Consider the following 15,476-nt stretch of genomic DNA (forward strand, 5'->3'; position numbering starts at 1 on the left):
GCAATCTCATGTCCTCCTATGAACTTGAACAAGAGTTCGCCGCGCTGCTGGCGGGCTCTGCACCAGAGATCCCGACTAAGGCTGAGGTCATCGCGGCCGAACACCTGGTCGACCTTGTCGGCGTTGCTCTGGCGGCGGTCGATGAGCCGGCCTTCCAATCGCTTCTGCGGGTCTATCCTCCCGCCGCGGCAGGGGAGGGATCTGCTCGTGTTTGGGGGACGGGGATCAGCCTCGCACGACACGACGCCGCTCTTGCGAACGGCTTCGCCGGTCACTTCCATGACTTTGATGACGATGAGACTGAGCTTGCAATGGCGCACGTCACCGTCACGGCTTTGACGGCCGCTCTGACAGCGGCCGACAGCCGGCCCGGCATTTCCGGACGGCAGCTGTTGCGCGCTTATATCCTGGGCTTCGAAGCGGCAACACGCCTAGGCCGCCTCGTCAATCCGCTCCACTATAAGGGCGGATGGCATGCCAGCGCCACCCTTGGCGTTTTTGCCGCGGCGGCCGCTAGCGGACAGATTCTTGGCCTAACCCAGAATGCGATGCGCCATGCTCTTGGAATGGCGGCGTCGTTTGCAGGCGGCCTTCGCAGCAACTTCGGCAGCGATACTAAGCCGCTGCAAGTCGGACAGGCCGTTGCTCAGGGTGTTCTGGCCAGCGAGCTCGCCGCCGAGGGGCTCACCTCGACACCGGGCAGCCTGCTCGGCCCGAAGGGCTATGTCAGCTTGTTCGGAGACGGGGCGGATGCCTCCGCGGTACTTGCTACCTTCGGGGCTCCGTTCGACTTGATCGGACCTGGTCTGACGATCAAGGCGTTCCCTTGCTGTACGGCAGCCCATGCCGCTGTCGATGGCCTTCTGTCGCTGCAGGCAGAGCAGGGATTTAAGGCCGCCGAGATTGAGCGCATCGTTTGCTGGATTGATCCGGCCGTGCCGAACATCCTGGTTTATGAACGCCCGACGACAGGGACCGAGGCCAAGTTCAGTCTGCCGTTCTGCCTAGCCGCGGCAGCGGTCTTCGGCCGCCTCAATGTCACTGAGTTTTCCGACGAGATGGTGGTCCACCCGGATGTCCGGGCGCTGATGGACCGAATTGTGGTGCAGACCGATCCCGATCTGCCGAAGGGCGATAGTGGCATTTCGGTATCTTCCCGCCTTAGCCTCATCATGCAGGATGGCTCCCGCTTGGAACGATTTACGAAGTTCGTTCCGGGAAGCGCCAGCCGTCGTCTTGATCGCGCGCGGTTGTTTGAAAAGTTCGAGGCCTGCACGGGCGCGGTTCTTGGCACGGAGCAGGCGACGGCCGCCTTCGACTCCCTATTGAAGATCAATGAGGTCGATGATTGTCGGACGCTGCTGGATCTCATCTGCAAGCCGGCCGCCCAACCCTTTACTGCATTTGGAAGAACAACCAGCTAAAAGTGAGAGCGAGATGAAGAACGCTGTGAGTGCGCGCCTGTCGGAACGAACCGCCGAGGAGGTCGCAAACACTATCTATAAGCCGGGCATGCAGGCCTTCAGCGATGAGGCCTTCACTGACATGTGCCGCCTGAACCAAGCCCACCTGGTGATGCTGAGCGAATGCGGCTTGGTCAGCCAGGAGGTTGCCACCGGCCTCGCGAAAGCTCTCCTCCAAGCTCAACGAGAGGGCAAGGAGGCGGTTCGTCTCGACCCACAATTCGAAGATCCCTATTTCGCCTTCGAGAACCGCCTTTCGGAAATTGCCGGCCCAAAGCTGACAGGGTGGATCCACATTGGGCGCAGCCGCAATGACATCGGTGCGACCTTGGATCGCCTGCACGCTCGCGCGCTGTGCCTACGGATCCTCGAGCAGCTCGGCAAAGCCCGGAAGGCCTGCCTCACGTCCGCCGAGCAGCATGCCGAGACAATCATGCCGGGCTACACTCATCTGCAGCCCGCTCAGCCGATCACCTTCGGCTATTACCTGACGAACGTGGCGGCGGCGCTTCAGCGAGACTACGACCGGATTGCTGCAACCTATGCGCGGATTAATCTGGCGAGCCTCGGTGCCGCAGCCTTGGCGGGCACGTCCTTTGCCATCAACCGGCAGCGCACGGCCGAACTCCTGGGTTTTGACGGGATCGTCGAGCCGTGCTTGGACGCGGTGGCCTCACGGGATTTTGTGACCGAACTGCTTTGGGCGATCACCGCTATGTCGACGCTTCTGAGCCGCGTGGCTCAGGATCTCTATACCTTCTGCACGCATGAATTCTCGGCCATTGAGTTTCCAGATCGGGTCGCCGGTACATCGAGCATCATGCCACAGAAGAAGAATCCTCTGATGCTTGAGTACTTCCGGGCCTCGTCGGGGCGGAGCATCGGCGCGCTCACATCCGTTCTCGCCAGCGTCAAGGGCAGCAATTACTCGATCGGTCTGGATTCTGTCCGAGAAGGCATTGCCGACGCGTGGTCGGCCTTGGATCAGGTCGTGGATAGTCTTGATCTGCTTCGGCTGGTATTCGAGACGGCCAAGCCGAACGCGGAGTTGCTCCTGCAGCGGTGCCGGACCAATTTCTCAACTGCCACTGATCTCGCCGACGGACTGGTGCGCCAAGCAGGTCTGTCGTTCCGGGAGGCCCATCATGTGGTTGGCGGAGCTGTTCAAATAGCCCTCAACGAGGGGATCGGCGCGTCGGACATCACGGCGGACCTGGTGAACCGGTCAGCTCAGGCCGTTGTTGGCTATAATCTGGCAATTGACGACGCCTTTATCCAAGCCTGCTTGGATCCGGTTCGCGCTGTCGCAGCCCGGACTACCGCGGGCGGCACGGCGCCATCTGAGGTTCGCAGGGTCCTTGAGGAGCAAAGGCAGCGTCTCATCGCCAATCGCGCCGAACTGGCACGGAGAGTGGCTCAGGTCGAGGAAGCGCAAAAGCGCCTGGAGGCAGGGATGACAGCCCTGACTTGATATCCTGTGCTGAGATGCCGCCGGACAATCCAATGTGCGTCCGGTGGGATTTCATTCAGGCAGCGGAGTTCCCGATCTGCCAGACCGGGGCAGGAACAGCCTCAATTGAACTGAATAACAGGGCCTCTTTCTTGACTGACAACTGACCTCTTTGATAGGCTTCGCAACATGTCATCTGTTCTGCCTTTCCGCGATGAGCGCTCCCTGGTCCTGCAACTGCGCGATGCGATCAGCACCATGATTGAAGAGCGGGGGCTGCAGCCGGGTGACCAGCTACCCACAGAAGCCGAGCTGACTCAGACGTTCCGGATTTCCCGTCCGGCCCTGCGAGAGGCGCTGAAGCTTTTGGAGCAGGACGGGACGATCTACGTCAAACATGGCAAGGGCCGCTACGTCTCGGCAATGGCGACCCTACAGGTTGAGCGCCCGATCACGTGTTTCGAGAGCGTCACGGACATGGTCCGTCGGTTCGGCTACAAGCCGACAAACAAGGTGCTGTCCGTTGCTGAGGAGGCCCCACCGGAAGAGGTGCAGACCGCCTTGCGCTTGGATGCACGCGCGCGTGTGATCCGGCTCGAACGTCTGCGCATGCAGGGCAAGGAGGTGCTTGTCTACTGCATCGACTACATCCCCAGGGTGATCATTCCAGACCACGTCTCTGATATCGATTGGAGTGGCTCTGTTTTGAACCTCTTGGAGCGATACCGCCAGCGGCCTTCGATGTCGACGGCCTCCGCCAGTGCGGTCCTGCTCCCGCAGGAGGTTAGCGATCGAAACAACCTTCATGACTTTGGATCGGCATTTCTGGTGACCGAGGTGGCCTACACCCCTGTTGGGACGCCTGTCCTCTTCTCAAAAGATTATCATCGGGGAAGCCGGTTTACCTTCAGCTTCGTCCGCAAGTAGATCAAACCGGCGGCGTCTTGGACCATCGGCTTGAGCAATGCCTTCCCTTGCGCATCCCGGCCAAGGCGAGGGGTAGCTCTACAGCTGAAGGGCCGGTGATGACTGGCAATACAGCCGCATCTCAACTGGACAGCCTCCAGCTGAATCGCCTGTGAAAGAGCTCTTGAGGGGGCTTCTCATCCCGCCGCTTACGAGGAATCTCAAATGCAAAAACCCAAAGTGGCCGTAATTGGAACGGGTGGCACCATCAGCTCACTGGCCGAAAGCTCTATCGAGGTGCTCGATTACGGCGCCGGCGGCCCTCTGCATGCCGACCAGCTGATCGCGCGATTTCCCGAGGTTCACGAGGTGGCCGACGTCCATCCGGTCCGCTTCAGGGCTCTGCCCAGCTTCAACATCTTCTTTCCGGAATGGAAGGACCTTCTCCTGTTGATGGATGATCTGGTGCAAAGCCATCCGGATCTTGCCGGGATTGTGATCACCCATGGGACAGGATCTCTTGAGGAGACAGCGTACTTTCTCTCCCTGACCACGAAGGTTTCCGTGCCAATCGTGCTCGTCGGCGCACAACGGCCGGCCAGTGCTCTGTCGAGCGACGCGGGGATGAACCTCGTGAACGCCATCCGAGTGGCGGCCTCGCCCGATGCACGTGGCATGGGGGTCCTCGTGCTGCTCAATGACGAGATCCATGCTGCCCGCGAGGTCACCAAGACCTCTACGTTCCGTCTGCACGCCTTCCAGTCGCCGGACTTCGGAATCCTCGGCCATGCCGATGGCGATGCGGTTGTCTTCTATCGCAAGCCTGTCCGCAGGGCAGCGCCTGAGACCGAGTTCGACGTCAGGACGCTCGAGGCTCTGCCACGCGTGGACATCCTTTATTGCTATAGCGGCTCGGATGGAACGGCCGCTCGCGCCTTCATCGCAGCCGGCGCCAAGGGCATCGTCTCGGCAGGATTCGCTCCCGGCTTCACGGCGGATGCCGATGCCGCCGTGCTGGCCCAGGCCGTTCACGAGCAGGGCGTCGTGGTCGTGCAGGCGAGCCGCGCCGGCTCAGGCCGGACCTTCAAGGGCAAACGATCACAAGACAACGGCTTTCTCGTCGCGGACAATCTCAGTTCCGTGAAAGCGCGCCTTCTCCTTTCCCTCGCCCTGACAGTCACGGACGATTCTGCCGAGATCGAGCGGATATTCCTGACCTATTGAGCAAGACCAGCAGCCCACTCAACTGATTATCCGACAGGACGAAGGAGCCGCCTATGACCGCCATCAATCCCTCCCAGCTCTGCGGAATGAACTTTCATTATTTCCGCCATCCTCTCGTGCGCTTTCTTGATGACGCCGCCGCTATCGGATTGACCAAGGTTGAGATCTGGGGAGCCTCACCGCATTTCTATGTGGCGGACGAGCCCTTGAGCGCTGCCCGGCAGCTCAAATCGGCGATCCGTGAACGGGGCATGGAGCTAACCTGCTTTACCCCGGAACAGTGCATCTATCCGATCAATCTGGCGTCTCGGGAGGATGCAGTACGCAACCGCAGCATCCGATACTTTCTAGATAGCCTGAATGCCTGTGTTGAAATGGAGAGCCCGTATCTGCTGATCACACCGGGCTGGGGATACGCCAATGAGGAGATAGGCCCCGCGTGGCGGCGCTCGGCAGACGCGCTGGGCGTGATTGCGAGACATGCGGAGAAACTGGGCGTCGATCTTCTGCTCGAGCCACTCACTCCGACTGAGTCGAACATCATCAATACCGCTAAGGACTTGCGGCGGATGCTGGACGAACTTGCGTCGCCGACGGTGAAGGCGATCCTCGATACCGTTGCAATGGCCGTGGTTGGCGAAACCGTTCGCGACTACGTTGCTCAAGTCGGAGCCGAACTTCGTCACGTCCATCTCATCGATGGTGATATGGAAGGCAGCCATCTCGCCTGGGGTGACGGCTCCCTCCCGCTCGACGACTATATCCGCGACCTCAGTGACAGCGGCTACTCGGGAGCCCTATCTTTCGAGTTCACCAGCCCGCGCTACTGGTTGGCCCCCCTTCCTCCCATGCGCAAAAGCTTCGAGGTTGTGCAAAAGGTAATTCACACCGTCTGATCCTAGTGCGAGAGCAGAGATCGGCGACCGGAAGCCTGGCCTCCCTGCACGCTGTTCCAAGCCGGATGACGCATACCTCAAGGAAATCTGCCGATGACCGAAGTAAGAGCCGTTGCATGGGACATCGACGGCACTCTAGTGGACAGCAAGCCGCTGCACCATGCTTGTCTCGGCATGGTGTCACAGCGGTACGGCGTCAACCTCGGCTCAGAGTCGCAGGAGCGGTTCCTTGGTCGCGACATGAGCTGGGCTTGGCAGGCACTAGAGCCAGGTTTTCCGTCCGAGCTAAGGTTTGTGACCTGGCTCAATGAGATCATCAACGCTTATGTCGAGAGGTCGTCCACGCTTGTTGCCCGACCTTTCGTTCTTGAGGCCATGCAGGCGCTGCAGGAGGCCGGGATACGCCAAGTTTGCGTATCCAATTCCGAACGCCGCATTGTAGACGCCAATCTTGCAGCACTCGGCATCTGCGATCTCCTTGACTTCTCTATCAGCCGAGATGACGTTCCGGTCGGAAAGCCTGACCCGCTACCTTACCTCGAAGCTTGCCGTCGCCTGAATTGCGCGCCCAGCGAAGTAGTCGCCATCGAGGACAGTCAAAGTGGCTTACAATCAGCCCAGGCAGCAGGGCTCAAGACAGTCTTCATTGCTTGTAATGAGCAGGATCTGAGCATAAGGCGTAAGGTGGTGGAGTCGGTCCTTAGCATGTGCCGTGCTGACAACATCGTCGCTGCAGGCGTTTGACCGTACGCTGCGAATCCGGGACGGAGCCAACTTGCGGCTCAGCTATTTCGCTCACCAAAGCAGTCATGCAAGCGTCGCCTTCATCCTGAAGGGGCCGATCGTTAATCCTTAGCCGGCGATGCGCAGACAAAGCCACCTTTAATTGCCGCTAGCAGCGGCCTCTCACCACCTGTCTAATTGAGCCTGGCACTGAGTGGACACGGAGCGGAGCGCGCGAAAGCGGCACGCACTCGATGGCATTTCGCCCTGGGAAGGGTCTCTGCTTGTTGTCACTCCGGCAGAATACGCTCCAAGGCGGCACCTTTCCACTTGACACAGCACCAAGTTTGCAGTCTGTTGTCAGACGACTGGCAAGGCGTTGGACCTACCAGCTGCCGACCAACCTCTTCCGATTGAGAGATGCCTCATGCTGAACTTTGATGAACAACGCTTCGTGCGGATCCAGTCCGGCGCGGTTGCCCACGCTAACGGAATTCGCAGCGCCATCACGGAATGCTTGGAGAACGGTGCTGAAAACATCTTCTTCCTGGGCACCGGCGGCGCGGCCATCCTGATGATGCCGGCTTCGCAACTGCTTCAGCGCCAGTCCGCTTTCCCGACCTACCTGGAGATGTCCGCCGAGCTCGTGCTCACGGGTCATCAGGCGCTTGGTCCGAAATCGATCGTTGTCATCCCGTCGCTTTCCGGCACCACGAAGGAAAGCATCGAGGTCATGAACTACTGCAGGGGGAAGGGCGCGAAGGTCATCAGCCTGATCGGCCACGCCGAGACGCCGCTCGCCAGGGGCGCGGATTACGCCTTCGTCAACTTTGCCGAGGACGATACCTCTTGCGAGTCCTTCTATGTGCAGTCTCTACTGATCGCGCTCTCCGTCATGCACGTGCGCGGCGAGTACCGGGAATACAACGACACGGTTCAGGAGATCGTGCGGCTCCCCCACGCTCTGCTCGAAGTGAAGCGCGCTTACGAGGAGCGTGCCGAGCAATTCGCCGAGGCTATCAAGGACGAGCCTTACCACATCGTTACCGGTGCCGGCACGACGTGGCCCGAGGCGTTCTACTACGGCATGTGCATTCTGGAAGAAATGCAGTGGATCCGCACCCGTCCGGTTCACTCCTCCGACTTCTTCCATGGCACGCTTGAGCTGGTGGAGAAGGGCGTCAGCGTCCTGCTCTTCAAGGGCGAGGATGCTTCCCGTCCCCTCGTGGAGCGCGTCGAGCGCTTCCTGCCGGCCTACACGGACAAGGTTCGTGTGCTCGACACCGCCGAGTTCGCCCTGCCGGGCATCTCCAACCATGTTCGCGCCCTGATCTCCCCGGTGGTGCTGGCCACGGTTCTCGAACGCATAAGCGCTCACCTGGAGCTGAAGCGCAATCATCCGCTCACCACCCGCCGCTACTACAAGCGCGTGGCGTACTAAGCCTGTCCTCCCAAACTTATCGGCGCCAGGTCATCTTGGCGCCGGTCTTTTTGCCACGAGGGGAAACCAATGAGCACATTCGAGTTTGCCGTGGTCGGCGATAACTGCATCGATCGCTTCATGCCTCCGGTCGGTCTGTCCCTGATCGGCGGCAACGCGGTTAATGTCGGTGTGCAGCTCAGTAGGCTCGGGCACAGGGTCGCCTATTTTGGAGCGGTCGGGGACGATAGTGATGGCCGTCGCATGATGGCCTGCTTCCACGAGAACGGCCTCGTCACTGACCATGTGCAGGTTGTGGACGGCATCACTGCCTACACGAACATAGAGGTCGACGAGGCCGGCGATCGCATCCTGGCGTTCGAGGATTTCGGCGTCTGCAAGGGCTATCGACCGACCAGCCGCGACATTGAGAGTCTGGTTCGTCTGCGCCACGTTCACATCGGCTGGCTCGATGATGGTGGCGTGTTGAGGCAGGCTCTGAGAGCGGCGGGCGTCAGCGTCTCACAGGACGTGTCCGTCAACGCGGACCCCACCAACCTCGGCGTCGAGGGCCTCGACGTAGCCTTTGCGTCAGCTGGAGCCGACCGGGACCGGGCGGATTATCTGCTTCGCACCCTGCTCAAGGAGGGAGCCAAACTTGCTGTCGTGACGTGCGGCTCTCTCGGCAGCATGGCGTCGGACGGCAAGGTCCGAGCTCAGACTGCGATCCGGCCGGTGGAGGTCGTTGACACCACAGGAGCTGGCGACAGTTTCATTGCTGGGTTTCTTTCGGCGCGCTCTTTCGGAAAAGACCTACAAGCGTGTTTGGAACAGGGGCGCGACGTGGCAGCGGAAACGTGCCGCCATATTGGAGGCTTCCCACAGGAGCCGGTAGCGCTTGGCCCTCATCCGCTGCCATGAGCCTCTTCACCTACCGAGAGGCGGAATTCCGACAATCCGAAAAAGTTTTGGTTGAAAGCTACATCAAAATGTAGCAAATCTATCAAACGACGACAATACCGCTATTCCTCCCTGACTGGGCGGCCGCTGTGATGATCCGCAGCGTCCGTCACTTTTTTGGATGAGGTCTGATGTATCACCCTTCTTCGACGCTTCCGCTGCCCGAGCGGACGCCGGTCCCGGTCTTCGATCTGGCGATTGCCGGAGCCAGCGGCGATCTCGCCATCCGCAAGCTCTTCCCAGCCCTCGTGCAGCGCATCTCGGAGGGCGTGATCCCTGAAGCCAGCCGCATCGTCGGTATCGTGCGCTCGGGCGAGGCGGAGGAGAGCCTGAAGGCCGGCACCGCCGTCCGCCTTAAAGAGCAGGGCCTGGCGACCGCGGACGTTGACGGCCTGCTGCAGCGCCTCAGCTACGTGCGCGCCGATGTCTCTGACCCAGCCACCATGGCTGATCTGAACGCTCGTCTCGATGATCCAGGCCGGGTGCGCGCCTTTTATCTGGCCACTCCGCCCGGCCTTTTCATTCCGGCTGCCCGCTCGCTCAAGAGCGCAGGCCTGCTTGAGGACGACAGCCGTCTCATCCTGGAGAAGCCCCTCGGCAGGAACTTGGCTTCAGCCCAGGCAATCAATGATGCCGTGGCCGAGGTGCTGCCGGAGAGCCGCACCTACCGCATCGATCATTATCTCGGCAAGGAAACCGTCCAGAATCTCCTGGTCCTGCGCTTCGCCAACAGCCTGTTCGAGCGCTCGTGGTCGCAGCGCGACATCGACCATGTTCAGATCACCGTGGCCGAGACTGTCGGCTTGGAGCAGCGCGCCGACTACTACGATCATGTCGGCGCACTCCGGGACATGGTGCAGAACCATGTCCTGCAGCTCCTGTGCCTGTTCGCCATGGAGCCGCCCAACACCCTCGATGCCGATGCGGTTCGCGACGAGAAGGTGCGGGTTTTGCGGGCGCTCCGACCCATCCAAGGGCGTGACGTGCTCCGCCACACCGTGCGCGGGCAATACACCGCCGGCTCCATTGCGGGCAAGCCGGTGCCCGGGTATGCCGAGGAGCTCGGTCGCGAAAGTGGGACTGAAACCTTCACGGCCCTGCGCTGTGAGATCGACACTTGGCGCTGGGGCGGGGTGCCTATCTACCTGCGCACCGGCAAGCGCATGGGGGCACGCTGCTCCGAAATCGCGATCACCTTCAAGAGCGTGCCGCACTCGATCTTCCGCGGCGATCCCGAGCCCAACCGGCTCGTCATCCGGGTCCAGCCGGACGACGGTGTCCAGTTGCAGTTCATGATGAAGGTGCCCGGCAGCGGGCGTCTCAAGCTGGTGCCGCGCACGCTCGATCTGCGCTACGATACGGCCTTTGGCGAACGCACGCCTGATGCCTATGAGCGCCTTCTCACTGATGTGATCCGGGGTGACCAGACCCTGTTCATGCGCCGCGACGAGGTGGAGGCGGCCTGGAGCTTTATCGATCCGATCATCGAGGGATGGAGCGAGCATTACGCGACGCCCCACCGCTACGCGGCCGGCACGTTCGGGCCGTCGCAGGCGGTCGGCATGATCGAGCGCGACGGGCGCAGCTGGGCCGACCCGGAGGTGCAGGGGTGATGGGAGTGGCCCTCGACCTCGTCCGCGGCCCCGACCTGCAGCAAGTCTCGCAGCGTCTAGCGAGCGATGTCGCCGGCGTTCTCCGACAGGCTGTCAACGAACGGGGACGGGCGGCTCTCGCCGTGCCGGGTGGGACAACACCTCGGGAGTTCCTGACGCGGCTGGGGCAGCACGATCTGCCGTGGCAGGCCATCACGGTCGTCCCGACCGACGAGCGGGATGTTCTGCCGGATGATCCCCGCTCCAATGAGCGCATGATCCGGGAATGTCTCCCTTTGGAGCCAGGAAGCCTCGTGCCGCTTCGCGCCGCTGGCGGCTCCCTCGACGAGACCGCCGCAGCCCTTGCGAAGCGCGTAAGCGCTCTGGCACCCCTTGACGTCCTGGTCGTCGGCATGGGGCTGGATACTCACATCGCCTCGCTCTTTCCGGGCGACCGGAGGCTTGATCAGGCCAGGAGAGAGGCGACTCCGGCCGTACTTGCGGCTCATCCAGCCAATTTGGAGCCGAGGCTGTCCCTCGGACCGCTTCTCCTGACCAGAGCACGCTGGAAGGCGCTGTTGATCTCCGGCCAGGACAAACTGGCTGCTCTGAACCGCGCCCTCGGCTCGGCCGACCCGGGTACCGCACCGGTCCGTCTCCTGTTCGAGAACGGCGTTCCGCCCCGCGTCTATTTTGCCGAATGAAGGTTGCCATCATGTCGTTTGCGCCCACCTCGAAAGTCCTTGAAGACGTCGCAGCCCGCATCAGTGCCCGGTCTGGCGATCTGCGGCGGGAGTACCTGGAGCGGATCGACGAGGTCCGCCGCTCTCATCCACCCCGACGCAAGCTTTCGTGCGGCAATCTCGCCCACGCGGCGGCAGCCTGCACGGCCAACGAGAAGATGGCGGTCGCCACCGGCACGGTGCCGAACCTCGGCATCGTGACGGCCTACAACGACATGCTCTCGGCCCATCAGCCCTTCGCCACCTATCCGGACCTGATCAAGGCGGAAGCGCGAGCCCTGGGGGCCACCGCCCAGGTGGCGGGCGGCGTGCCGGCCATGTGCGACGGCGTCACACAAGGGCAGCCCGGCATGGAGCTATCGCTGTTCTCCCGCGACGTGATCGCGATGTCGACGGCGATTTCTCTCTCGCACAACGTCTTCGACGGCGCCCTCATGCTCGGCGTGTGTGACAAGATCGTGCCGGGCTTGGTGATGGGCGCGCTGTCCTTCGGCCATCTGCCGACCGTGTTCGTGCCCGCGGGCCCCATGCCGACGGGACTGTCGAATGACGAGAAGACGCGCGTGCGCCAAGCCTACGCGACCGGCGAAGTGGGGCGGGAGGCACTGCTGGCCTCCGAGATGAAGAGCTATCACGCCCCCGGCACCTGCACCTTCTACGGCACCGCCAACTCCAACCAGATGATGATGGAGATCATGGGCTTGCACGTGCCGGGTGCCGCCTTCGTGCCTCCGGGAACGCCGCTGCGCGATGCCCTCACCCGGGAGGCCGTGCGCCTGTCGATCGAGGCTGTGCGGGCGCCGCAAGGAGTGCGGGGCCTGGGCGAGCGCCTGGGACCAAAGGCGTTCGTAAACGCCATCGTAGGCCTGCATGCCACCGGCGGCTCCACCAACCACCTGCTTCATCTGGTGGCCATGGCGCGGACAGCCGGGCTCGCGATCACCTGGGAGGACTTCTCGGACCTCGCTGATGCCGTCCCGCTCCTGGCCCGGGTCTATCCCAACGGTCCTGCGGATGTGAACCAGTTCCACGCCGCCGGTGGCATTGCATTCGTGATCCGGGAGCTGCTGCGGGGCGGCCTTCTGTTCCGCGACGTGGAGACCATGGCGGGAGCCGATCTGGCCGCCTATGCGCGCGAGCCCTGGCTTCAGGATGGAGAACTCGCCTACCGGGATCTGTCCGGTGACGTGATTGAGCCATCCATTCTGCGGCCTGTCGACGATCCCTTCCAGGTCACTGGAGGACTGGCACTGCTCACCGGCAATCTCGGCCGGGCGGTGGTCAAGACCTCGGCCGTGCGTCCGGAGCGGCTGGCGCTCACCGCGCCCGCGCGGGTGTTCGAGAGCCAGGAGGCGTTCCTGGAAGCGTTCAAGGCCAATCAGTTCGACCGCGATACGGTCGTGGTGGTGCGCCAGCAGGGGCCGAAGGCGAACGGCATGCCGGAGTTGCACGGGCTCATGCCGGCCCTGGGCGTACTGGAGAATCGCGGACTGCGGGTGGCACTCCTGACGGACGGACGGTTGTCCGGGGCCTCGGGCAAGATCCTCAGTGCAATCCATGTGACGCCGGAGGCTCAGAGTGGTGGAGTCATCGGGCTTGTGCAGGACGGGGACCTGATCACCATCGATGCGTCCGAAGGTCGTCTCGAGGTTGCAGTCGATGCGGACACACTGGCGACGCGCATTCCGACGCGCTCGAATGCCGTGGCCGGTGGGCTGTCTCTGGGGCGTGATCTGTTCTCGGCCTTTCGGACAACCGTGGGCCCAGCCGATCTGGGCGCGGCCAGCCTCTGGCCGGAGGCAGCATCAGCCTGAAGCACCCAATCGAACCTTGCCGCAGGGGGACCACCGATGTCTGAAGCCAGCCAGATCGCCGCAATCCTGGGCCAGGGGCCCGTTATCCCGGTCATTCTGGTCGAGGACGTGGCCGATGCCGTGCCGCTCGCCAAGGCGCTGGTCGCCGGCGGCGTACGCGTGCTGGAGGTGACGCTCAGGACCGAGGCTGCGCTCGAAGCAATCCGCCGCATCCTCGCCGAGGTTCCCGATGCCATCGTGGGGGCCGGAACCGTGCTCACGCCGGCCCAGCTGGATGCGGTCGCCACTCTCGGGGCTGCCTTCGCGGTCAGTCCCGGCGCCACGCCGGCTCTCCTGGACGCAGCGGCGAATTCGCCCGTGCCGCTCCTGCCGGGCACGGCCACGGCCAGCGAGGTCATGGCGGTGCTGGAGCGCGGCTACACCCACATGAAGCTGTTTCCGGCCGAGGCCGTGGGTGGTGCGGCTCTGCTGAGTTCACTGGCCTCGCCGTTGCCGGCCGCCCGCTTCTGCCCGACCGGCGGGATCAATCCGGAAAAGGCCAAACGATATCTCGCCTTGCCGAATGTGGTCTGCGTGGGCGGATCATGGTTGGCGCCGCGGGATGCCATCCGTCAGGGCGACTGGGGCCGGATCACCGATCTGGCTCGGGCGACGCTGTGTCTGAAAGAGAACAGCCCACAATGAACGGCATCCATTGCTTGGATATCTCAGGGGGGCGCGTTCTGCCATGTGAGCATCAGACGATAGAGGATGCCATCCGCAGGCATAGGGACCTTGGACGCAACTCGCCAAGTGCCCGGCTCATGGCACCAACAGCGAGAGCCCATTCAGTTTGACGTTCTGCCTGCAAGAAGTTGCAGTCTTCAGTTCGCACAGGAGAATGATTGATGTTGCGTATTGCCAAGAGGCCCACTCAGGACGGGACTTTTACGGTCTACGTGGATGCGAAGGCCGTGGCGTGGGGCCTCACCAACTCGGCTGCTGACGATTTGATCGACAAATTGATGCGCGCTCCGGATGCAGCCGATGCCATGCTTTGAGCTTACATTCCGTGTCCCGCCTGATCGTTTCCTCGAGCAGAGCAAAACCGCAGTCGAGCGGGCGACGTGATGGAAATGCACTGGGAGCATCACGAGTATGGCGCTGACGGGCATCTCGTCGCGCGCTATAAAAGCTACCAGACCTTCGATCCCGAGCATCGGGTCCAACGCAGTGGCTGGTGCAAGTACGATCATGAAGCCAGCTTCATCATTCCAGGGTGGGGCAGCGGTCCGCTCGATGAAGCATAACGGCCCATTACGTCGCGGACCGCTTTTCGCGCACGCTTTTCTTGCCTCTCTCCAGCGACCGGATCTTCTCTGGTCCACGCTCCAGGGCAACCAGCACCGCCAGGATGTCGATGATGGCAAGATGAGTGAGGCGCGAGGTCATCGAGGCATAGATGGTCTCATCGTCGTGAACGTCGGTTGACAGCGTCAGATTGCAGTGGCGCGTCAAAGGCGAGCCGCCTGTGGTGATGCCGATGACTTGGGACCCGGCGTCCCGGGCGATCTCGACCGACCGGATCAGATCGAGCGTCCGCCCCCCGGCCGAGATGGCGACAACCACGTCCGAGGGACCAAGCAATGCTGCCGACATGGCGTGGACGTGAGGATCCGAGTACGCGACCGTCGGAATTCCGAGCCTGAAAAACTTGTGCTGGGCGTCGAGCGCCACGATCCCGGAACTGCCCTGCCCGTAGAACTCGATACGAGCCGCGCGCGTCAGGATGGCGACCGCTGATTTGAGAATGCCGCTGTCGAGTCGATCGCGCAGGGAAAGGAGGGCGCTGACGGACCTGTCGACGACCTTCGCGGCGGCGACCCCGATAGGATCATCGGCCCTGACGTCTTGATGGACGAACGGTACGCCGCCCCCAAGGCTGCGGGCCACCTGGATTTTGAACTCCTTCCAGCCCGAAAACCCGACCGACTTACAGAACCGTGCCACCGTTGGCTCGCTGACGCCCGCGGCCTTGCTCAGAGCCTCGATTGAGAGCTCCAGCACACCTTGCGGGGCGTTCAGGACGTAGTCGGCGACCCGAGCTTCCGACCGACTCAGGCTGTCGCGAGCAGCCTCGATTTGAGCCAGAAGACTAGTGGGGCTTTGATCCATTGTGACGTCCATTAGACCGTTGGCAACTTAACCGAGAACAAAGAGAGTAGTTGATCGGATATACTCATCATTCGTACCAGCCATCCCCCAGCGTACATTGTGCAAGTACGTAGCAGGTTTATCCCAAAAGG

General features: G+C 62.2%; 15 protein-coding genes. 14 read left to right on the top strand and 1 reads right to left on the bottom strand.

The window, feature by feature from the left end:
* Nucleotides 1-8: 8 nt before the first annotated feature.
* The 14 genes from ACUXUR_RS16095 (at nucleotide 9) to ACUXUR_RS16160 (ending at nucleotide 14,480) form a co-directional block, all read left to right on the top strand.
* The gene (locus tag ACUXUR_RS16095) at nucleotides 9-1,424 is read left to right on the top strand and encodes an MmgE/PrpD family protein (RefSeq protein ID WP_445503356.1); all 1,416 of its coding nucleotides are present in this window, start codon (nucleotides 9-11) and stop codon (nucleotides 1,422-1,424) included.
* Nucleotides 1,425-1,437: 13 nt separating this feature from the next.
* Entirely contained in the window at nucleotides 1,438-2,934 is a 1,497-nt protein-coding gene (gene argH / locus ACUXUR_RS16100; RefSeq protein ID WP_445503357.1) for an argininosuccinate lyase, read from the top strand.
* A gap of 168 nt (nucleotides 2,935-3,102) precedes the next feature.
* Complete coding sequence (locus tag ACUXUR_RS16105) at nucleotides 3,103-3,840, top strand: GntR family transcriptional regulator (RefSeq protein ID WP_445503358.1); 738 nt, start codon at nucleotides 3,103-3,105, stop codon at nucleotides 3,838-3,840.
* 204 nt (nucleotides 3,841-4,044) lie between these two features.
* The gene (locus ACUXUR_RS16110; protein ID WP_445503359.1) at nucleotides 4,045-5,043 is read left to right on the top strand and encodes an asparaginase; all 999 of its coding nucleotides are present in this window, start codon (nucleotides 4,045-4,047) and stop codon (nucleotides 5,041-5,043) included.
* Between the two features lie 53 nt (nucleotides 5,044-5,096).
* Nucleotides 5,097-5,939: a TIM barrel protein gene (locus tag ACUXUR_RS16115; protein ID WP_445503360.1), complete on the top strand. Its 843-nt coding sequence runs from the start codon at nucleotides 5,097-5,099 to the stop codon at nucleotides 5,937-5,939.
* Nucleotides 5,940-6,032: 93 nt separating this feature from the next.
* Nucleotides 6,033-6,683, top strand: coding sequence for an HAD family hydrolase (locus ACUXUR_RS16120; RefSeq protein WP_445503361.1), 651 nt, complete (start codon nucleotides 6,033-6,035; stop codon nucleotides 6,681-6,683).
* A 406-nt stretch (nucleotides 6,684-7,089) separates the two neighbouring features.
* Nucleotides 7,090-8,103, top strand: a complete 1,014-nt coding sequence (locus tag ACUXUR_RS16125) for an SIS domain-containing protein (RefSeq protein ID WP_445503362.1) — start codon at nucleotides 7,090-7,092, stop codon at nucleotides 8,101-8,103.
* A gap of 69 nt (nucleotides 8,104-8,172) precedes the next feature.
* Nucleotides 8,173-9,003: a PfkB family carbohydrate kinase gene (locus ACUXUR_RS16130; RefSeq protein ID WP_445503363.1), complete on the top strand. Its 831-nt coding sequence runs from the start codon at nucleotides 8,173-8,175 to the stop codon at nucleotides 9,001-9,003.
* A gap of 170 nt (nucleotides 9,004-9,173) precedes the next feature.
* Nucleotides 9,174-10,655: a glucose-6-phosphate dehydrogenase gene (zwf, locus tag ACUXUR_RS16135; protein WP_445503364.1), complete on the top strand. Its 1,482-nt coding sequence runs from the start codon at nucleotides 9,174-9,176 to the stop codon at nucleotides 10,653-10,655.
* Nucleotides 10,655-11,338: a 6-phosphogluconolactonase gene (locus ACUXUR_RS16140; protein WP_445503458.1), complete on the top strand. Its 684-nt coding sequence runs from the start codon at nucleotides 10,655-10,657 to the stop codon at nucleotides 11,336-11,338. Before zwf ends, ACUXUR_RS16140 begins: the two co-directional genes overlap by 1 nt.
* 11 nt (nucleotides 11,339-11,349) lie before the next feature.
* A complete protein-coding gene (edd, locus tag ACUXUR_RS16145; protein ID WP_445503365.1) occupies nucleotides 11,350-13,191 on the top strand; it encodes a phosphogluconate dehydratase in 1,842 nt (613 codons plus the stop codon).
* 36 nt (nucleotides 13,192-13,227) lie between these two features.
* Entirely contained in the window at nucleotides 13,228-13,875 is a 648-nt protein-coding gene (locus ACUXUR_RS16150; RefSeq protein ID WP_445503366.1) for a bifunctional 4-hydroxy-2-oxoglutarate aldolase/2-dehydro-3-deoxy-phosphogluconate aldolase, read from the top strand.
* Nucleotides 13,876-14,078: 203 nt separating this feature from the next.
* Nucleotides 14,079-14,231 carry a hypothetical protein gene (locus ACUXUR_RS16155; protein ID WP_445503367.1) on the top strand — a complete coding sequence of 51 codons (153 nt, stop codon included), beginning with the start codon at nucleotides 14,079-14,081 and terminating at the stop codon, nucleotides 14,229-14,231.
* A gap of 66 nt (nucleotides 14,232-14,297) precedes the next feature.
* Nucleotides 14,298-14,480, top strand: coding sequence for a hypothetical protein (locus ACUXUR_RS16160; protein ID WP_445503368.1), 183 nt, complete (start codon nucleotides 14,298-14,300; stop codon nucleotides 14,478-14,480).
* Nucleotides 14,481-14,487: 7 nt separating this feature from the next.
* Here the strand turns inward: ACUXUR_RS16160 and ACUXUR_RS16165 are convergent, their stop codons facing one another.
* Nucleotides 14,488-15,345, bottom strand: a complete 858-nt coding sequence (locus ACUXUR_RS16165; protein ID WP_445503369.1) for an SIS domain-containing protein — start codon at nucleotides 15,343-15,345, stop codon at nucleotides 14,488-14,490.
* Nucleotides 15,346-15,476 lie beyond the last annotated feature (131 nt).

The organism is Microvirga medicaginis (assembly GCF_052658925.1).